The organism is Pseudomonas sp. Ant30-3 (assembly GCF_000690905.1).
Taxonomy (GTDB): Bacteria; Pseudomonadota; Gammaproteobacteria; order Pseudomonadales; family Pseudomonadaceae; genus Aquipseudomonas.
The window spans coordinates 44,620-60,158 of sequence record NZ_JMCL01000011.1 but is presented as its reverse complement, the minus strand read 5'-3'; the positions used below and the strand labels follow the sequence as shown (position 1 = coordinate 60,158).

Sequence of the window (15,539 nt, the reverse complement as noted above, 5' to 3'; positions counted from 1 at the left end):
TGGGGCGGCGTGGCGAGGAGAGGCAGTCACTTTGATCAAACACAAAATCCGTAATGGAACACTTACTGTGGCGAGGGGATTTATCCCCGTTCGACTGCGCAGCAGTCGCAAAACGTGTGAATAGGGCCGCTTCGCAACCCACGGGGATAAATCCCCTCGCCACAAAATTCCCTGCAGCACAGGATGGCTACCGACGGCGATAAACACGCCAACTCAACAGCACCAGCACGACCAGCGCCAGGCTCCCGGCAACCGCCCAGACAAACTGATCGTCACTCATCAGTGGCTTCTCGACTCGCAGATAACCGGGCTGCTTGAGCAATTCACGCATGGCCTCGTTGGCCTCGGCCAGCGTCACGCCCTTGAGCTCTCTGGCAGGGTCGGCGAAACGGCCGTCCTGATAATTTCCCAAAGCGCTCCAATAGTAATCGGCCAACGCGCTGTTGCCTTGAACTGCCCAGGCCTGACGGGCGATGGCAGCCTGCTTGAGACGGTCGAAGGTTTCGGCATTCAAGCCGTCCTTGAGCAGCTCGGCCTTCAACTGTTCCAGCACCTGTTCGGCCTGGGGCACGTCGTCGCGCTCCAGGTCAGCGTTGAGGCTCATGAAGCCGACCCCGCCGAACAGTTCGCGCTCGGCGGAAGGCCCGTAGGACAAACCATGGCTCAGGCGCAGCTGTCGATAGAGCGCCCAATCCAGGTAATCCTTGAGCAAATCGAAGGTTTGATCGTGCTGATTTTCCAGCACCGGTTCCGGCACCAACCAATGCAATTTGGCGCTTCCGCCGACCAGACCGTGGCTCAGCGTACGCTCATGCGCCGCGCTGGCATTGATCTCCGGCAGTGGCGGGTGATCGGTGGGGTCTACGGGTTCCAGTGCGCCCCAGGCCCGCTCCAGATAAGCCGGTAGCAAGCGCTCAAGGTCACCGACGATAATCAGGGTCATGTTGTTGGGTGCATACCAGGCCGCGCGCACGGTTTCGAGTTGCTCTTGGGTGAGGTGGTCGACCTCGGCGCGCTCCGGGCATTTCAGGCCGAGCTCAATTGCCAGCTGATTGCTGGCCGTGTGCCCGAGGTCCTGGCGATCGAGCCAACGCTGCAAGTGCGTGTAGTGACCCCCTTCCTCACGCTCAACCACTTGTTTGGCGGCATTGATAGCGTTGTCATCGATGCGTGTCTGGGTCAGCAGCGCGAGGAGAAGGTCGAGGACTTTGCGCTGGTTTTTCGCCGGTGCTTCAATTACGAAGGTGGTGTCGGCGTTGCTGGTGAAAGCGTTCCATTCACCGCCCAGTGCTTGCATGCGCTCCTCCAGACCGCCTTCGCCCGCCGCATCTATGCCGCTGAACAGCAGATGTTCAAGCAGGTGCGGCAGCTCTTTTTCGTTGCAGGCGAAATCATCCATGCCAACGCCGACCACCAGGCGGATCGCCACGTGCCCGCGCTCTGTGCCGGGTTTGAGCAGCAATTGCAGGCCGTTGGGCAGCGTGTAACCTTCGACCTGAAAACGATCCAGGGCGAACGCGGGAAGTGAGCCAAGCAATAGACAGGCGAGCAACAGACAACGCATAGCGAGCTTCCATACGACTGATTGGAGATCCGTGTCGCTTTCCGGGCAACCATCGCGAGCAAGCTTGCTCCTACCTGTAAGGTGCGGGGCGAGCTTGCTCGGATGATCTTGAACCGGAACCAAAGTTACTGACTAACCCTGCCGCCAGTCGTTCAAGGCGAATGCGTGATGTCGGCCAAATCATCCGCCGCCAGCGCGCCGGTGTCGGACGTTTCCAGCACCACATAGGCACTGCTGCAGAACAATGAATTGAGGCGCTTCATGTCGGCGATCAGCTCCAGGTGCAGCGAACTGGTCTCGATGCTTTGCACGATCTTGCGTTGCAGGCGACTGACATGCGCGTGGGCCAAGCGGCGTTCCTGTGCGCGAAACCGGCGTTTCTCGCGCAACAACTGACGGGCGCTTTCCTTGTCGGCGCTGAGAAATACCGACAGCCCCAATCGCAAGTTGGCGATCAACTGGCTGTGCAGTCCCGCCAGCTCTTCCAGCCCGACTTCAGAAAACGACCGTCGCTGCGAGGTCTTTTGCTGCTGCACTTTACGCAGCATGCGTTCGATCAGGTCACTGGCGAGTTTGAGGTTGATCGCCAGCTCGATGGTTTCCGCCCAGCGCCGGCTGTCGTGATCGCTCAGATCTTCCCTTGGCATTTGCGCCAGATACAGCTTGATCGCGCTGTAAAGCGATTCGACGTCATCAGTCAGGCGTCGCACTTGCTGGGTGACGGCAGTCTGTTTGCCGCTCAACACGTCGAGCATGGCTTCGAGCATGTTGTCGATCAGGTCACCGATGCGCAACGTTTCCCGAGCCGCATTGGCCAGTGCCAGGCTTGGCGTGACCAGGGCCGTCGGGTCGAGATGACGGGGTTTGGCGGTGCCATTGGTTTCCGGTCGCTGCGGCAGCAACCAGGCGCACAGCCTGGCCATCGGACCGACGCTGGGCAGCAGGATCAGGCACCGCGCGGTGTTGTAGAGCAGGTGAAAACCGATGACCATTTCCTGCGGGCTGTAGTCCAGGCCGTCGATCCAGTGCGCCAGCGGGTCGAGCACCGGAATGATCAACAGCAGGCCGATCAGTTTGTACAGCAGACTGCCCAGCGCAACCTGGCGCCCGGCGGCGTTCTGCATGCTGGTGCTCATGAACGCCAGGATGCCGCTGCCGATGTTGGCGCCGATCACCAGACCGATCGCCACTGGCAAGCTGATCACCGCCGCACCGGCCAGCGTTGCGGTCAGCAGGACGGCGGCGAGGCTGGAGTAGGAAATCATCGCGAACAGCGCGCCGACCAGGGCGTCGAGCAGAATGTCACCGGTTAGCGAAGCGAAAATCACCTTCACGCCTTGGGCCTGAGTGATCGGTGCCGCCGCTTCAACAATCAGCTGCAGCGCCAGGATGATCAGACCCAGACCAATACTGACGCGGCCCATCTGGCCAAGACGGGTCTGCTTGCGCGACAGAAAGAAAATCACCCCGAGGAAGATTAGCAGAGGTGACAACCACGACAGATCAAGGGTCAGCACCCGCGCCATCAGCGCGGTACCCACGTCGGCCCCCAGCATGGTCGCCAGCGCCGGAGTCAGCGCCATCAGGCCTTGACCGACGAAGGACGTAACGAGCATGGCGGTAGCGTTGCTGCTCTGCACCATCGCGGTCACGATGATTCCGGCAATAAACGCCCAGCCGCGTTTGGACATATTCTGGCCAATCACATGGCGCAAATTGGAACCATAAACCCGCAGGATGCCGGTTCGGACGATGTGCGTGCCCCAGATCAACAGAGCCACGGCAGATAACAGATTGAGCAGGGTGAGCATAAAGGCCCCCTGGGGTGGCAGCGTCCCATAGGGACAAGTTGACGGTGCCGCGCGACGATCTACGTTGGTTTACTTAAGCTGTAGTTGGCTAACGGTCTGCGCGCCAGCATCGCATAGCTAAAGAAGTGATTGAAACAAAAGTGTCATGGAGGCCAAAGCTTTGCGGCGGCACAAAACAATGTGGGAGCGAGCCTGCTCGCGATAGCGACCTGTCAGTCAGCAACAATGCTGAATGTGAAGGCCCTATCGCGAGCAGGCTCGCTCCCACAGATTTTGCGTTACCCGACAGACATCCAGTTACTGCCCAGGAACATCCTTACGCAGTTTCACCGGATCCTGCTGTTTGCGCTTCTTGGCCATTGCGGTGCGCATTTTGATGTTGATGGCTTCCACCGCCAGCGAGAACGCCATGGCGAAATACACGTAGCCTTTTGGCAAGTGAACTTCGAAGGACTCGGCGATCAACACGGTGCCCACCAGCAACAGGAACGACAGTGCCAGCATCTTCAGCGACGGGTGCTTGTCGATGAATGCGCTGATAGTGCCAGCCGCAAGCATCATCACCAGTACCGCGACAACAATCGCAGCGACCATGACCGGTACATGCGACACCATGCCGACAGCGGTAATGACCGAGTCCAGCGAGAACACGATGTCGATGATCGCGATCTGGATGATGGTGTAGAGGAAGTTGCCGCCCTTGACGCTCGGCTCATCGTGAGTCTCATCCTCACCTTCCAGCGCGTGGTACATCTCCTGCGAACTTTTCCAGAGCAGGAACAGGCCACCGAAGAACAGGATCAGGTCTCGCCCGGAAATGCCCTGGCCGAACATTTCGAACAGGTCGGCGGTAAGGCGCATGACCCAGGTGATCGACAGCAGCAACAGAATCCGCGTGATCATGGCCAGGGCCAGGCCAAAAATCCTGGTGCGCTGCTGCATGTGCTTGGGCATGCGGCTGACCAGGATCGAAATCATGATGATGTTATCGATACCCAGGACGATTTCCAGGGCGGTCAGTGTCAAGAAGGCAACCCAGATCTCAGGGTTGGTCAGCCATTCCATGTGTATTCCTTTGAGCGATTGTTAAAACCACGAAGGGTCCCGACTTCAAACCACAAAGCCTGGACCCGACGTGATGAGTCTTGGGCTTATAGAGTGCTGAACAGCGGAAAAATCCCCATCAGCAATGCGGCGACCAGTATGCACAGGCAAACCAGCACTGCCCACTTCAGCGTGAAGCGCTGATGATCGCCGAAGTCGATCCCGGCCAGCGCCACCAACAGATAAGTCGATGGTACCAGCGGGCTCAACAAGTGGACGGGTTGACCGACGATCGAGGCACGTGCCATTTCCACCGCGGTTATACCGTAATGACTGGCTGCTTCGGCAAGCACCGGTAACACGCCGTAATAAAATGCGTCATTCGACATGAAAAACGTGAAGGGCATGCTCACCAGTGCGGTGATCACGGCCAGGTATGGCCCGAGGAAGTCCGGGATCACCGCCAGCAGGCTCTTCGACATCGCGTCGACCATGCCGGTGCCAGAGAGGATACCGGTGAAAATCCCTGCTGCGAAGATCAACCCGACCACTGCCAGCACGCTGCCGGAGTGAGCGGCAATGCGGTCCTTCTGCATCTGCAGGCACGGGTAGTTGACGATCATTGCGATACTGAAGGCCACCATGAACAGCACCGGCAGTGGCAACAGACCGGCAACCAGGGTGCACATCAACACCAACGTGAGGGCGGCGTTGAACCAGATCAGCTTCGGACGGCGGGCATCCGGAAACTGCGAAACGCTGATTTCGCTGTGATCGATCTCATCGCCCACCAGGTGCAGCTCACCCAGACGCGCACGTTCACGCATGCCGTAGAAGTAAGCGATCGCCAGAATGGCAACGACGCCTGCCAGCATGGCCGGCACCATCGGCACGAAAATGTCCGAGGGGTCCACGTGCAGCGCACTGGCGGCACGTGCGGTCGGGCCGCCCCAGGGTGTCATGTTCATCACGCCGCCGGCGAGGATGATCAGGCCGGCCATGATCCGCGGGCTCATGCCGATGCGGCTGTACAGCGGCAGCATGGCGGCGACGCAGATCATATAGGTGGTCGCGCCGTCACCGTCGAGGGAGACAACCAGCGCCAGCACGGCGGTGCCGATCGACACTTTCAGCGGGTCGCCCTTGACCAGTTTGAGGATCTTGCGCACCGCCGGGTCGAACAGGCCGGAATCGATCATCAAGGCAAAGTAGAGGATGGCAAACATCAGCATCACGCCGGTCGGCGCCAGCTTGGTAATGCCTTCGAGCATCATCGGACCGATCTTCGGCGCAAAACCACCGAACAGCGCAAACACAATCGGGATGATGATCAGAGCGATCAGCGCGGACAGGCGCTTGGTCATGATCAGGAACATGAACGTGATGACCATGGCGAAGCCAAGGAAAGTCAGCATGGGAATACTCCAGGCGTAGCGCGGCTAGGGAATGAGCGAACCGGGCGAGGTCAGCGCAGAACGGGAAGCACGAAACGTACGGACGGAGTGAAAGCGAAGCGGCGGGTTGCGAAGGACATCAGGATCACCATTGTTGTTGTTAAATGGGCCGTGCGAGTCAGAAAAACCTGGCATTGGCCACCGGTCTGTTGCCGGCAGTGAGGGCGATCCTAATCGCGCAAGCTTTCACCGACCTTTCGCCGATGAAAGCATTGACCGGAAGTACAACCGGTCGTCGGACGGGCACGTCGGAGTTTGTTGATCAAAAATAGACAGATTCAGCGGGCGCATGGCGCCCATCCAGATCGCATGCTCGGTGTGGTCGAGCAAATCGTTGCCGGTGTCTGGGTGCAGAAATATCACCAGGCCTTTGCGATTGAGCGCCAGCCACGGCAGCACGTCGCCGATTGCATTCGGTTCGAAAGCCAATTGACAGCTCCAGTCGGGATGCGGCCCAACCGGGCGCTCATGCACTCGCCCCATTTTCACCGGGAACAACTGCACCGCCTGCTCACACAAGGCGCGCGCCTGATCGATAGTGCCGGCGTTGAAATAGACGTGAGCGTGATAGCCCTTGATCGCTTGCATCGGGTAACCCTCCAAATCTTCGAACCCTCAACGATGCGCGCAGGTCACACGCCATATACGCATAACAAGAGGGGACCTCAGCCATGAAAAATGCAGAAACCCAGGTGGTGAAAGTGGTGCTCTATGGTGCCATGAGTAGCCTGGGCAGTGCGCTGATGGCTGAAATGCTGCGACGTCAGCATGAAGTGATCGCGATTCTCGATGACCTGACCGCACTCGCGCCGCGTCCCGGCTTGCGCGCCAAGACTGGGGATCTGTTTGACGCCGAGCGGGTCAAGCAAAGCGTCGCGGGTTGCTCGGCAGTGGTGTGCCTGCTGGACGCTCCGGGGCTGCCGTTCAATAGCGAGCATGTGGAGAAAGTCGTTCCAGGCCCGGTAGAGCAAGTCTTGGCCGTGGATGCATTGATCGATGGCATGCAGGCTGCCGGCATCGCCAGATTGTTTGTAGTAGGGGATTTCGAGCTGCTGGACGACCCCGAGATCGAGGACCGGCTGCAGCGTCACGCCGCCGAAGAAATCCGTGAAGCCCTGGAAAGCAGTGGCCTGCAGTGGACCTTGGTGAATGCGCCGCGCGGAGTTGCCGGGCTGACGATTGAGCATTTCAGCCACGTCAGCAGCAGCCTGGAGCCTGGTTTGAAAGAACCGCTCGAGCGCTTGAACCGTGTAGCGGTGGGGATTGCCGATGAGCTGCACCTCAATCTGCATGTAGGTGAGCATGTGAATTTTGTGGCTGCCTCGTCTTGATTCAAACCGCAACCGACGGCAGCGGCAGGCCATTCAACGACTGCGCGCTGCTTGCCTGCTCGGCCATCAACCAATCCAGGAATGTCTGAATTAATTCCCCGCGCCGCTTACGCTGCGGCAGCACCACGTAATAACCCAATCGCGAAATGACCGCGTCAGTAACCGGTCGACACAACAGACCTTGGGCCAATAAGTTATCCACAAGGTGCCGCCAACCGATTGCCACGCCCTGACCGCCGATCGCGGCTTGAATCAGCAAGGTGTAATTGTCGAACCGTAATTGCCCGGGCGCTGGCGCTGAAGTGATGCCCAACTCACGAAACACGCCGCTCCAATCGAACCAGTTGCTGCTGTTTTCCCCGCGCAAGTGCAGCAGCGGCAAATCCAGCAAAGCTTTGGCAGGCAAGGGCAGAGGGCGGTCTTTCACCAGCAGTGGGCTGCACACCGGGAACACTTCCTCGCTGAACAGCCAATGACTCTCGCCCTGCTTGAAGCGCCCATCACCAAACAGCACCGCCACGTCGATATCGGTGCGCAACATGTTATGGCTGCGCTCACTGGTCACCAGGCTGACGTCCACCTGCGGATGTGCGGCATGGAAACGGTGCAAACGAGGCATCAGCCAATAGGCGGCGAAGGCGAAATCGGTGGCGACTTGCAGGACTTCATGCTGTTGCTGCGCGCTGATCGCATTTAAACCTGCGTCGATGTTCTGCAATCCGAGCTGAACCTGCTCGAAAAGGATCGTTCCCGCTTCGGTCAGCTCAATGCCTCGATAGATCCGATCAAACAATCGCGCCCCGAGTTGGTCCTCCAGCCGCTTGATCTGCTGGCTGATCGCCGGTTGCGTAGTGCCAAGCTCGACCGCCGCCGCCGTAAAGCTGCGCTGCCGGGCCGCTGCCTCAAAGGCGCGGAGCAAATCCAGCGACAAATCTCCCAACGCTTCATACATAAGCTGTGCTTATCCTAGTCATTGCCTGACATGGGCTTTACCACAAAGTATATGGACTCCATGCTCGGTCGCAGCACTCTCGCATAAATATTCACTATGGAATGCCGCGATCACATGAAGCGCAAAAATATTCTTTTCATCATGGCCGATCAAATGGCCGCGCCAATGTTGCCGTTCTACGGCCCTTCGCCTATCAAACTGCCTAATCTCAGCCGCCTCGCCGCCGAAGGTGTGGTGTTCGACGCCGCTTATTGCAACAGCCCATTGTGCGCGCCTTCGCGCTTTACCTTGGTCAGCGGCCAGCTGCCGAGCAAAATTGGCGCCTACGACAACGCCGCCGACTTTCCCGCCGACGTGCCGACGTATGCACATTACCTGCGGCGCCTCGGTTACCGCACCGCGCTGTCGGGCAAGATGCACTTCTGCGGTCCGGACCAATTGCACGGTTATGAAGAGCGCCTGACCAGCGATATCTACCCGGCCGACTATGGCTGGTCGGTGAATTGGGACGAGCCCGATGTGCGCCCGACCTGGTTTCACAACATGTCGTCGGTGTTGCAGGCCGGTCCCTGCGTGCGTACCAATCAGCTGGATTTCGATGAAGAAGTGGTGTTCAAGGCCCAGCAATATCTGTTCGACCATATTCGCGAAGACGGCGATCAGCCGTTTTGCCTCACGGTATCGATGACTCACCCGCACGATCCGTACACGATTCCCAAGCCTTTCTGGGATATGTACGACGACGCCGACATTCCGATGCCTGAAACGCCGGCCCAGGCCGACCTCGATCCACACTCGCAGCGTCTGCTCAAAGTTTACGACTTGTGGGACAAGTCGCTGCCTGTGGATAAGATTCGCGATGCGCGCCGCGCCTACTTCGGCGCGTGCAGCTATATCGACAGCAACGTCGGCAAACTCCTGCAAACGCTCGAGGATACCGGTTTAATCGATGACACCATCATCGTCTTCTCTGGTGATCATGGCGATATGCTCGGCGAGCGTGGGCTCTGGTACAAAATGCATTGGTTCGAGATGGCCGCACGGGTGCCGCTGCTTATCAGTGCGCCGGGACAATTTGGCGCCGGCCGAGTGAGTGCTGCCGTCTCGACCGCGGATCTGTTGCCAACGTTCGTCGAACTGGCCGGCGGTTCGCTGGAGCCCGGTCTGCCGCTGGATGGCCGATCGCTGGTCTCGCATCTGCAAGGGCAGGGCGGCCACGATGAGGTGTTTGGCGAGTACATGGCCGAAGGCACCATCAGCCCGCTGATGATGATTCGCCGTGGCGCTTACAAATTCATCTACAGCGAAGACGACCCTTGCCTACTCTTTGATGTGCACAACGACCCGCGCGAACAGGAAGAACTGAGTCAGTCGCCGCAGCATCGGCTGTTGTTCGAAGCGTTTCTGGCCGAAGCACGGGCCAAATGGGATATCCCGACAATTCATCAACAGGTGCTCGCCAGCCAGCGTCGCCGGCGTTTCGTCGCCGAGGCACTGACGGTCGGCAAGCTGAAGAGCTGGGATCACCAGCCGCTGGTGGACGCCAGTCAGCAATACATGCGCAACCACATCGATCTGGATGATCTGGAGCGCAAAGCACGTTATCCACAACCCTGCCAAAACCAATAATGTTAAGGGGAAGTCCATGCAAAAGTTATCCACAGTACTGACGGTCGGGCTACTGGCGCTCGGCAGCGCATCGGCGTTTGCCGAGCAAAGCTGCGAGACGGTGAAGATGGCGGATCCTGGCTGGAGTGACATTGCCGCGACCAACGCCATCACCGGGTTTCTGCTGGACGGCATGGGCTACAAGGCCAAAGTCGACACGCTCGCCGTGCCGATTACCTTTGGCGGGCTCAAGGATGGTCAGGTGGATGTGTTCCTGGGTAACTGGATGCCGGCGCAGCAAGGCTTCTACGACAAGTTTGTCGCCACCGGCGATGTCACGCAGCTGGCGAAGAATCTGGACGGCACCGAATTCACCTTGGCGGTGCCGGATTATGTCTGGGACGCGGGTGTGCATAACTTTGCCGACCTGAACAAATTCGCTGACAAGTTCGACAAGAAGATCTACGGCATCGGCTCTGGCGCACCGGCGAATATCTCGCTGCAGGACATCATCAAGAAGAATGACTTCGACATGGGTCAGTGGAAGCTGGTCGAGTCCAGCGAGCAAGCCATGCTGGCTGAAGTCTCACGTGCAGTGAAGAAGCAGAAATTCGTGACCTTCCTCGGCTGGACGCCGCACCCGATGAACGTGCAGTTGAAAATGCATTATCTGAAGGGCGGGGAGAAGTATTTCGGTGACACCGGCAGCGTCCACACTTTAACCCGCAAAGGTTATGCAGAGGCCTGCCCGAACGTCGGCAAACTGCTCACCAACCTGAGTTTCACTCAGGACATGGAGAACAGCATCATGGCTGAGGTGGTGAACAAGAAAGTCACCAATGCCCAGGCCGCCAAGGCGTGGATCAAGGCGAATCCGGCGGTGCTGGACAAGTGGCTGGATGGCGTGAAGACCATTGACGGGAAAGAGGCTTTGGCGGCGGTGAAAGCCAAACTCTGATTCACCTGAGAATCACCCTGTGATTCCTGTGGGAGCGAGCCTGCTCGCGATGGGCGTTAACGATAACGCCGGAAGCCTGGTGCCCTAAGGCGCCATCAGGTTTTTCGCAAGCAAGCTCGCACCTGCCATTATCTGCTCCTGCTACCCTTGCGCAAAACTCCAGCCTGAGAGGACCCATGGCCTTACCCAGCCGCCATTCACTGTTTCCATTCCTCAGGTGGATGCCACGGCAGACTCGCGCCAGTGTCGGTCGAGACCTGATCGTCGGCCTTAGCGGCGCGATCCTCGCGTTACCGCAATCCATTGCCTACGCCCTGATTGCCGGTCTTCCACCGGAATACGGCCTGTACGCAGCGATTGTTCCGGTATTGATCGCCTGCCTTTGGGGCTCTTCGTGGCATCTGATTTGCGGTCCGACGGCAGCCATTTCGATTGTCCTGTACGCCAGCGTCAGCCCGTTGGCCGTGCCCGCCTCGCAGGACTACGTCACCTTGATACTGCTGCTGACCCTCCTGGCGGGCATTTTCCAGTGGCTACTCGGCCTGTTGCGTTTCGGCGCTCTGGTGAATTTCGTCTCACATTCGGTGGTGCTGGGCTTCACCCTCGGGGCGGCCGTGGTGATAGCTATCGGGCAAATGCCGAATCTGCTGGGGCTGGACGTGCCGAACCAGGCCACCGCGCTGGACAGTTTCATGATGCTCTTTCATCACCTCGGTGAAGCAGACCAGCCCTCGCTGCTACTGGGCGTGGCAACGGTGGTGGTTGGCATGACGTTGAAAATGCTGCTGCCTCGCTGGCCGACCTTGTTGATAACGTTGGTTTTAAGCGGGCTGTTGGTGTGGCTGTGGCCTTCGATGTTCGGCCATGTGCACCTGGTCAGCGCCTTTGTCGGGCGCCTGCCGCCGTTCAGTCCGCTGCCGCTGGACCTTGACCTGATCCTGCGCCTGCTGCCCAGTGCCGTGGCCGTCGGCATGCTCGGGCTGGTGACCAGTCTGTCGATTGCCCGCTCGCTGTCCGCTCGTTCGCAACAGATGCTCGATGCGAATCAGGAAGTCCGCGCGCAGGGTTTATCGAACATCGTCGGCGCATTTTTTTCCGGCTCATTGTCCGCCGGCTCCTTCACGCGTTCGGGGCTGAGCTACGAAGCAGGGGCCTGTTCGCCGTTGGCCGGGGTTTTTTCCGCGTTGTGGGTCGCCCTGTTTGCGATATTCGGGGCGAAGCTGATCGCGCACATTGCGATCCCGGCCATGGCGGGCAGCATTCTGTTGATCGCTTGGGGATTGATTGATCATCGCGGCATCCGCGCCTTATGGCGGGTCAGTCGCGCCGAATTCGTGGTCATGGCACTGACCTGTATAGCCACGCTGCTGCTGGAATTGCAGACAGCGATCTACGCGGGTGTGCTGGCGTCGTTGTTTTTCTATCTGAAACGCACCTCGCAACCCCGGGTACAGCATTGGCGCAATGGTGATGAAGATGTCCTGCGCGTCGGCGGCTCGATCTTCTTCGGCGCCAGCCATTATCTGCAGGTGCGCCTGCAACGGATGCACGCCGAGCGCGTGGTGATCGAGGCGCAGCAGATCAACTTCATCGATTATTCGGGTGTGGAAATGCTGCATCAGGAAGCACGGCGATTGCGCAAGCAGGGTCGCAGCCTGACCTTGCGCGGCGCGCGGCCGCCGGTAATCGAGGAATTAAGAAAGCTGGAAGGCGCGGAGAAATGCCCGATCCGGTTTGAGGATTGAGAGCGACTTTGTAGGAGCCGGCTTGCCGGCGATCAGCGCCAACTCGGTCTGTCTGAATCACCGCGGCGTTTTCATCGCCAGCAAGCCGGCTCCTACGGAACTCATGCAGTTCTTATCGCCAGCAAGCCGGCTCCTACAGGATTTATGCGGCGAGCTGGCGGCGCAGTTCGGCCAGCACCGGCGCCGTGTCCGGGCGCACACCGCGCCACAGGAAGAAGGCTTCTGCCGCTTGCTCAGCGAGCATCCCCAAGCCATCCATCGCCACGGCGGCGCCATGCTGTGCCGCCCAACGGCAGAACGAAGTCGGCTCTTTGCCGTACATCATGTCGTAGCACACCGTCTCACCTGCCTGGATCAGGCTGCTGGCTATCGGCGGCACGTCACCGGTCAGGCTGGCAGAGGTTGCGTTGATGATCAGGTCGACCGGCTCCTGCAACCAATCGAAACCGCTGGCCGACACCGGCCCAAGGTCGGCGAACAACTCGGCCAGCAACTCGGCTTTTTCTACCGTGCGATTAGCGATGATTACCGAGGCAGGGCGCTCGGCCAGTAAAGATTCCAGCGCACCACGCACTGCGCCACCGGCACCCAGCAGCAGAATGCGTTTGCCGGTTAGGCTGAAACCGGCGTTGACCGTAAGGTCGCGCACCAGTCCGGCGCCGTCGGTGTTGTCACCCAGCAATGAGCCATCAGCGAGTTTGCTCAGGGTGTTCACTGCGCCGGCGCGTTGCGCCCGAGCGGTCAGGCTGTGCGCCAGACGATATGCCTGTTCCTTGAACGGCACCGTCACGTTTGCGCCACGACCTTCGCGGAAAAATGCCAAAGCGAAGTCGGAAAAGTCATCGAGAGGCGCCAGGGAGGTGGTGTAATCCAGTTTCTCCCCGGTTTGCTCGGCGAACAAACGGTGGATCAATGGCGACTTGCTGTGGCCAATCGGGTTGCCGAAAACAACGTAACGGTCCATCGGTATTCCTCGTTCAGGCTTCGGCCAACCAGTCGCGGTCTTGCAGGAAATACTCGGTCAGGCGCGCTTCTTCGCTGCCGGGCTCGGCTTTCCAGTCGTAACCCCAGCGAACCTGCGGCGGCAGCGACATCAGGATCGACTCGGTACGCCCGCCCGATTGCAGGCCGAACAACGTGCCGCGGTCATAAACCAGGTTGAATTCGACGTAGCGGCCGCGGCGAAACTCTTGAAACTCGCGCTGTTTGGCGGTGAACGCGTCGTTCTTGCGGCGCTGCACGATCGGCAGATAAGCGTCGATGAAAGCGTCACCGATGGCGCGCATGAAGGCGAAACTGGTGTCGAAGTTCCATTCATTCAGGTCATCGAAAAACAGACCGCCGATGCCGCGCGGTTCGTGGCGATGCTTGATGTGGAAATAGCTGTCGCACCAGGCTTTGTAGCGCGAATACACATCCGGGCCGAACGGCGCGCAGGCCTGCTCGGCGACGCGGTGCCAGTGCACGCAATCTTCTTCAACGCCGTAATAAGGCGTCAGGTCGAAGCCGCCGCCGAACCACCAGACCGGTTCTTCACCCTCTTTCTCGGCGATGAAAAAGCGCACATTCGCGTGGGACGTAGGCACATGCGGGTTGTGCGGATGAATCACCAACGAAACGCCCAGCGCTTCAAAGCCGCGCCCGGCCAGTTCGGGTCGATGGGCGCTGGCGGACGGTGGGAGACCGCTGCCAAACACGTGGGAAAAGTTGACGCCGCCCTTTTCGATCAGCGCGCCGTTTTCCAGCACACGGGTGCGACCGCCACCGCCAGCCGGTCGGGTCCAGGCGTCTTCAACGAACTGCGTGCCGCCGTCTTCGGCTTCCAGCGCAGCGCAAATGCGATCTTGCAGGTCGAGCAGGTAGGCTTTCACGGCCTCGGTGCGGGTCGTCATGTCATCACCTTGAATCGGGCAAAGCTGCGCGACACTACTGCCGGCGGCAAATTGCTGCAGAGGATAACACTGCAGCCTGTTTCACCGCAGTTGACGAAGATCAAGCTTAGGAGTCCGATAGAGCACTTCGCAAAACCACCCAGGGAGAGTGTTGATGGCAAAGCGTATCCAGTTCCGCGCACACGGCGGCCCCGAAGTGCTCGAGTATGTCGATTACCAACCCGCCGAGCCCGGCCCGCAGCAGGTCCGCGTGAGTAACAAGGCCGTTGGCCTGAACTTCATCGACACGTATTACCGCAGCGGTCTCTATCCGCCGCCGGCGCTGCCGTCGGGACTGGGCGCGGAAGGCGCGGGCGTGGTGGACGCAGTGGGCAGCGAAGTGACCCGCTTCAAGGCCGGTGATCGCGTCGCTTATGGGAGCGGTCCGTTGGGCGCCTACAGCGATGTTCACGTTCTGCCGGAAGCCAATCTGGTGCACCTGCCAGACGCGATCAGCTTCGAGCAGGCCGCCGGGGTGATGCTCAAGGGCCTGACCGTGCAGTACCTGCTGCGTCAGACTTATGAACTCAAGGGTGGCGAAACGGTTCTGTTCCACGCCGCCGCTGGGGGTGTCGGTTCGCTGGCGTGCCAATGGGCCAAAGCCTTGGGGGTAAACCTGATCGGTACGGTCAGCTCGGCGGAAAAAGCTGCACTGGCCAAAGCCAACGGTGCCTGGGCGACCATTGATTACAGCCATGAAAACGTTGCACAACGCGTGCTGGAATTGACTGACGGCAAGAAAGTGCCGGTGGTGTACGACGGCGTCGGCAAAGACACCTGGCTGACGTCGCTCGACAGTGTTGCACCGCGTGGTCTGCTGGTGAGTTTCGGCAATGCGTCTGGCGCCGTTGACGGTGTGAACCTGGGGATTCTGGCAGCGAAAGGCTCGCTGTACGTCACTCGGCCGACCTTGGCGACTTACGCCAACAATGCCGAGAATTTGCAGCGCATGGCCGATGAGCTGTTCGAGATGATCAGCAGCGGCAAGTTGAAGGTGGATATCAGCCAGCGATACTCACTGGCGGAAGCGGCGAAGGCGCAGACCGAGTTGTCGGCGCGGCGCACGACGGGCTCGACCATCTTGTTGCCTTGAGATTTGGAGTGTCTACAAGGGCCTCTTCGCGAGCAAGCCCGCTCCCAC

At 59.5% G+C, this 15,539-nt stretch carries 13 protein-coding genes; 5 read left to right on the top strand and 8 right to left on the bottom strand.

What is annotated here, in order from left to right:
* Positions 1 to 187 precede the first annotated feature (187 nt).
* The 5 genes from DU29_RS0102955 to DU29_RS01000000129420 form a co-directional block, all read right to left on the bottom strand.
* Positions 188 to 1,564 carry a M16 family metallopeptidase gene (locus DU29_RS0102955; RefSeq protein WP_028620361.1) on the bottom strand — a complete coding sequence of 459 codons (1,377 nt, stop codon included), beginning with the start codon at positions 1,562 to 1,564 and terminating at the stop codon, positions 188 to 190.
* A gap of 152 nt (positions 1,565 to 1,716) precedes the next feature.
* A complete protein-coding gene (locus DU29_RS0102950; protein ID WP_028620360.1) occupies positions 1,717 to 3,375 on the bottom strand; it encodes a Na/Pi cotransporter family protein in 1,659 nt (552 codons plus the stop codon).
* Positions 3,376 to 3,672: 297 nt separating this feature from the next.
* Positions 3,673 to 4,440, bottom strand: coding sequence for a TerC family protein (locus tag DU29_RS0102945; protein WP_028620359.1), 768 nt, complete (start codon positions 4,438 to 4,440; stop codon positions 3,673 to 3,675).
* 86 nt (positions 4,441 to 4,526) lie between these two features.
* The gene (locus DU29_RS0102940) at positions 4,527 to 5,834 is read right to left on the bottom strand and encodes a CitMHS family transporter (RefSeq protein WP_028620358.1); all 1,308 of its coding nucleotides are present in this window, start codon (positions 5,832 to 5,834) and stop codon (positions 4,527 to 4,529) included.
* Between the two features lie 225 nt (positions 5,835 to 6,059).
* Complete coding sequence (locus DU29_RS01000000129420) at positions 6,060 to 6,461, bottom strand: DOPA 4,5-dioxygenase family protein (RefSeq protein ID WP_081832424.1); 402 nt, start codon at positions 6,459 to 6,461, stop codon at positions 6,060 to 6,062.
* Positions 6,462 to 6,544: 83 nt separating this feature from the next.
* Between DU29_RS01000000129420 and DU29_RS0102930 the strand changes: the two genes are divergently transcribed.
* Positions 6,545 to 7,204 (top strand): NAD(P)-dependent oxidoreductase, encoded by a 660-nt coding sequence (locus tag DU29_RS0102930; protein ID WP_028620357.1) that lies wholly within the window; start codon positions 6,545 to 6,547, stop codon positions 7,202 to 7,204.
* A 1-nt stretch (position 7,205) separates the two neighbouring features.
* Here the strand turns inward: DU29_RS0102930 and DU29_RS0102925 are convergent, their stop codons facing one another.
* A complete protein-coding gene (locus tag DU29_RS0102925; protein WP_028620356.1) occupies positions 7,206 to 8,156 on the bottom strand; it encodes a choline sulfate utilization transcriptional regulator in 951 nt (316 codons plus the stop codon).
* Between the two features lie 114 nt (positions 8,157 to 8,270).
* On the opposite strand from DU29_RS0102925, the gene betC reads away from it, so the two are divergent.
* From betC to DU29_RS0102910, 3 genes are all read left to right on the top strand, one after another.
* Positions 8,271 to 9,785: a choline-sulfatase gene (gene betC, locus DU29_RS0102920; protein ID WP_028620355.1), complete on the top strand. Its 1,515-nt coding sequence runs from the start codon at positions 8,271 to 8,273 to the stop codon at positions 9,783 to 9,785.
* A 16-nt stretch (positions 9,786 to 9,801) separates the two neighbouring features.
* Positions 9,802 to 10,722, top strand: a complete 921-nt coding sequence (choX, locus tag DU29_RS0102915) for a choline ABC transporter substrate-binding protein (RefSeq protein WP_028620354.1) — start codon at positions 9,802 to 9,804, stop codon at positions 10,720 to 10,722.
* Between the two features lie 176 nt (positions 10,723 to 10,898).
* The gene (locus DU29_RS0102910; RefSeq protein WP_028620353.1) at positions 10,899 to 12,467 is read left to right on the top strand and encodes a SulP family inorganic anion transporter; all 1,569 of its coding nucleotides are present in this window, start codon (positions 10,899 to 10,901) and stop codon (positions 12,465 to 12,467) included.
* Between the two features lie 142 nt (positions 12,468 to 12,609).
* Here the strand turns inward: DU29_RS0102910 and aroE are convergent, their stop codons facing one another.
* Both aroE and hemF read right to left on the bottom strand, forming a co-directional pair.
* Entirely contained in the window at positions 12,610 to 13,431 is an 822-nt protein-coding gene (aroE, locus tag DU29_RS0102905; RefSeq protein ID WP_028620352.1) for a shikimate dehydrogenase, read from the bottom strand.
* A gap of 13 nt (positions 13,432 to 13,444) precedes the next feature.
* Complete coding sequence (hemF, locus tag DU29_RS0102900) at positions 13,445 to 14,359, bottom strand: oxygen-dependent coproporphyrinogen oxidase (protein ID WP_028620351.1); 915 nt, start codon at positions 14,357 to 14,359, stop codon at positions 13,445 to 13,447.
* 154 nt (positions 14,360 to 14,513) lie between these two features.
* On the opposite strand from hemF, the gene DU29_RS0102895 reads away from it, so the two are divergent.
* Complete coding sequence (locus DU29_RS0102895; protein ID WP_028620350.1) at positions 14,514 to 15,491, top strand: NADPH:quinone reductase; 978 nt, start codon at positions 14,514 to 14,516, stop codon at positions 15,489 to 15,491.
* Positions 15,492 to 15,539: the final 48 nt, after the last annotated feature.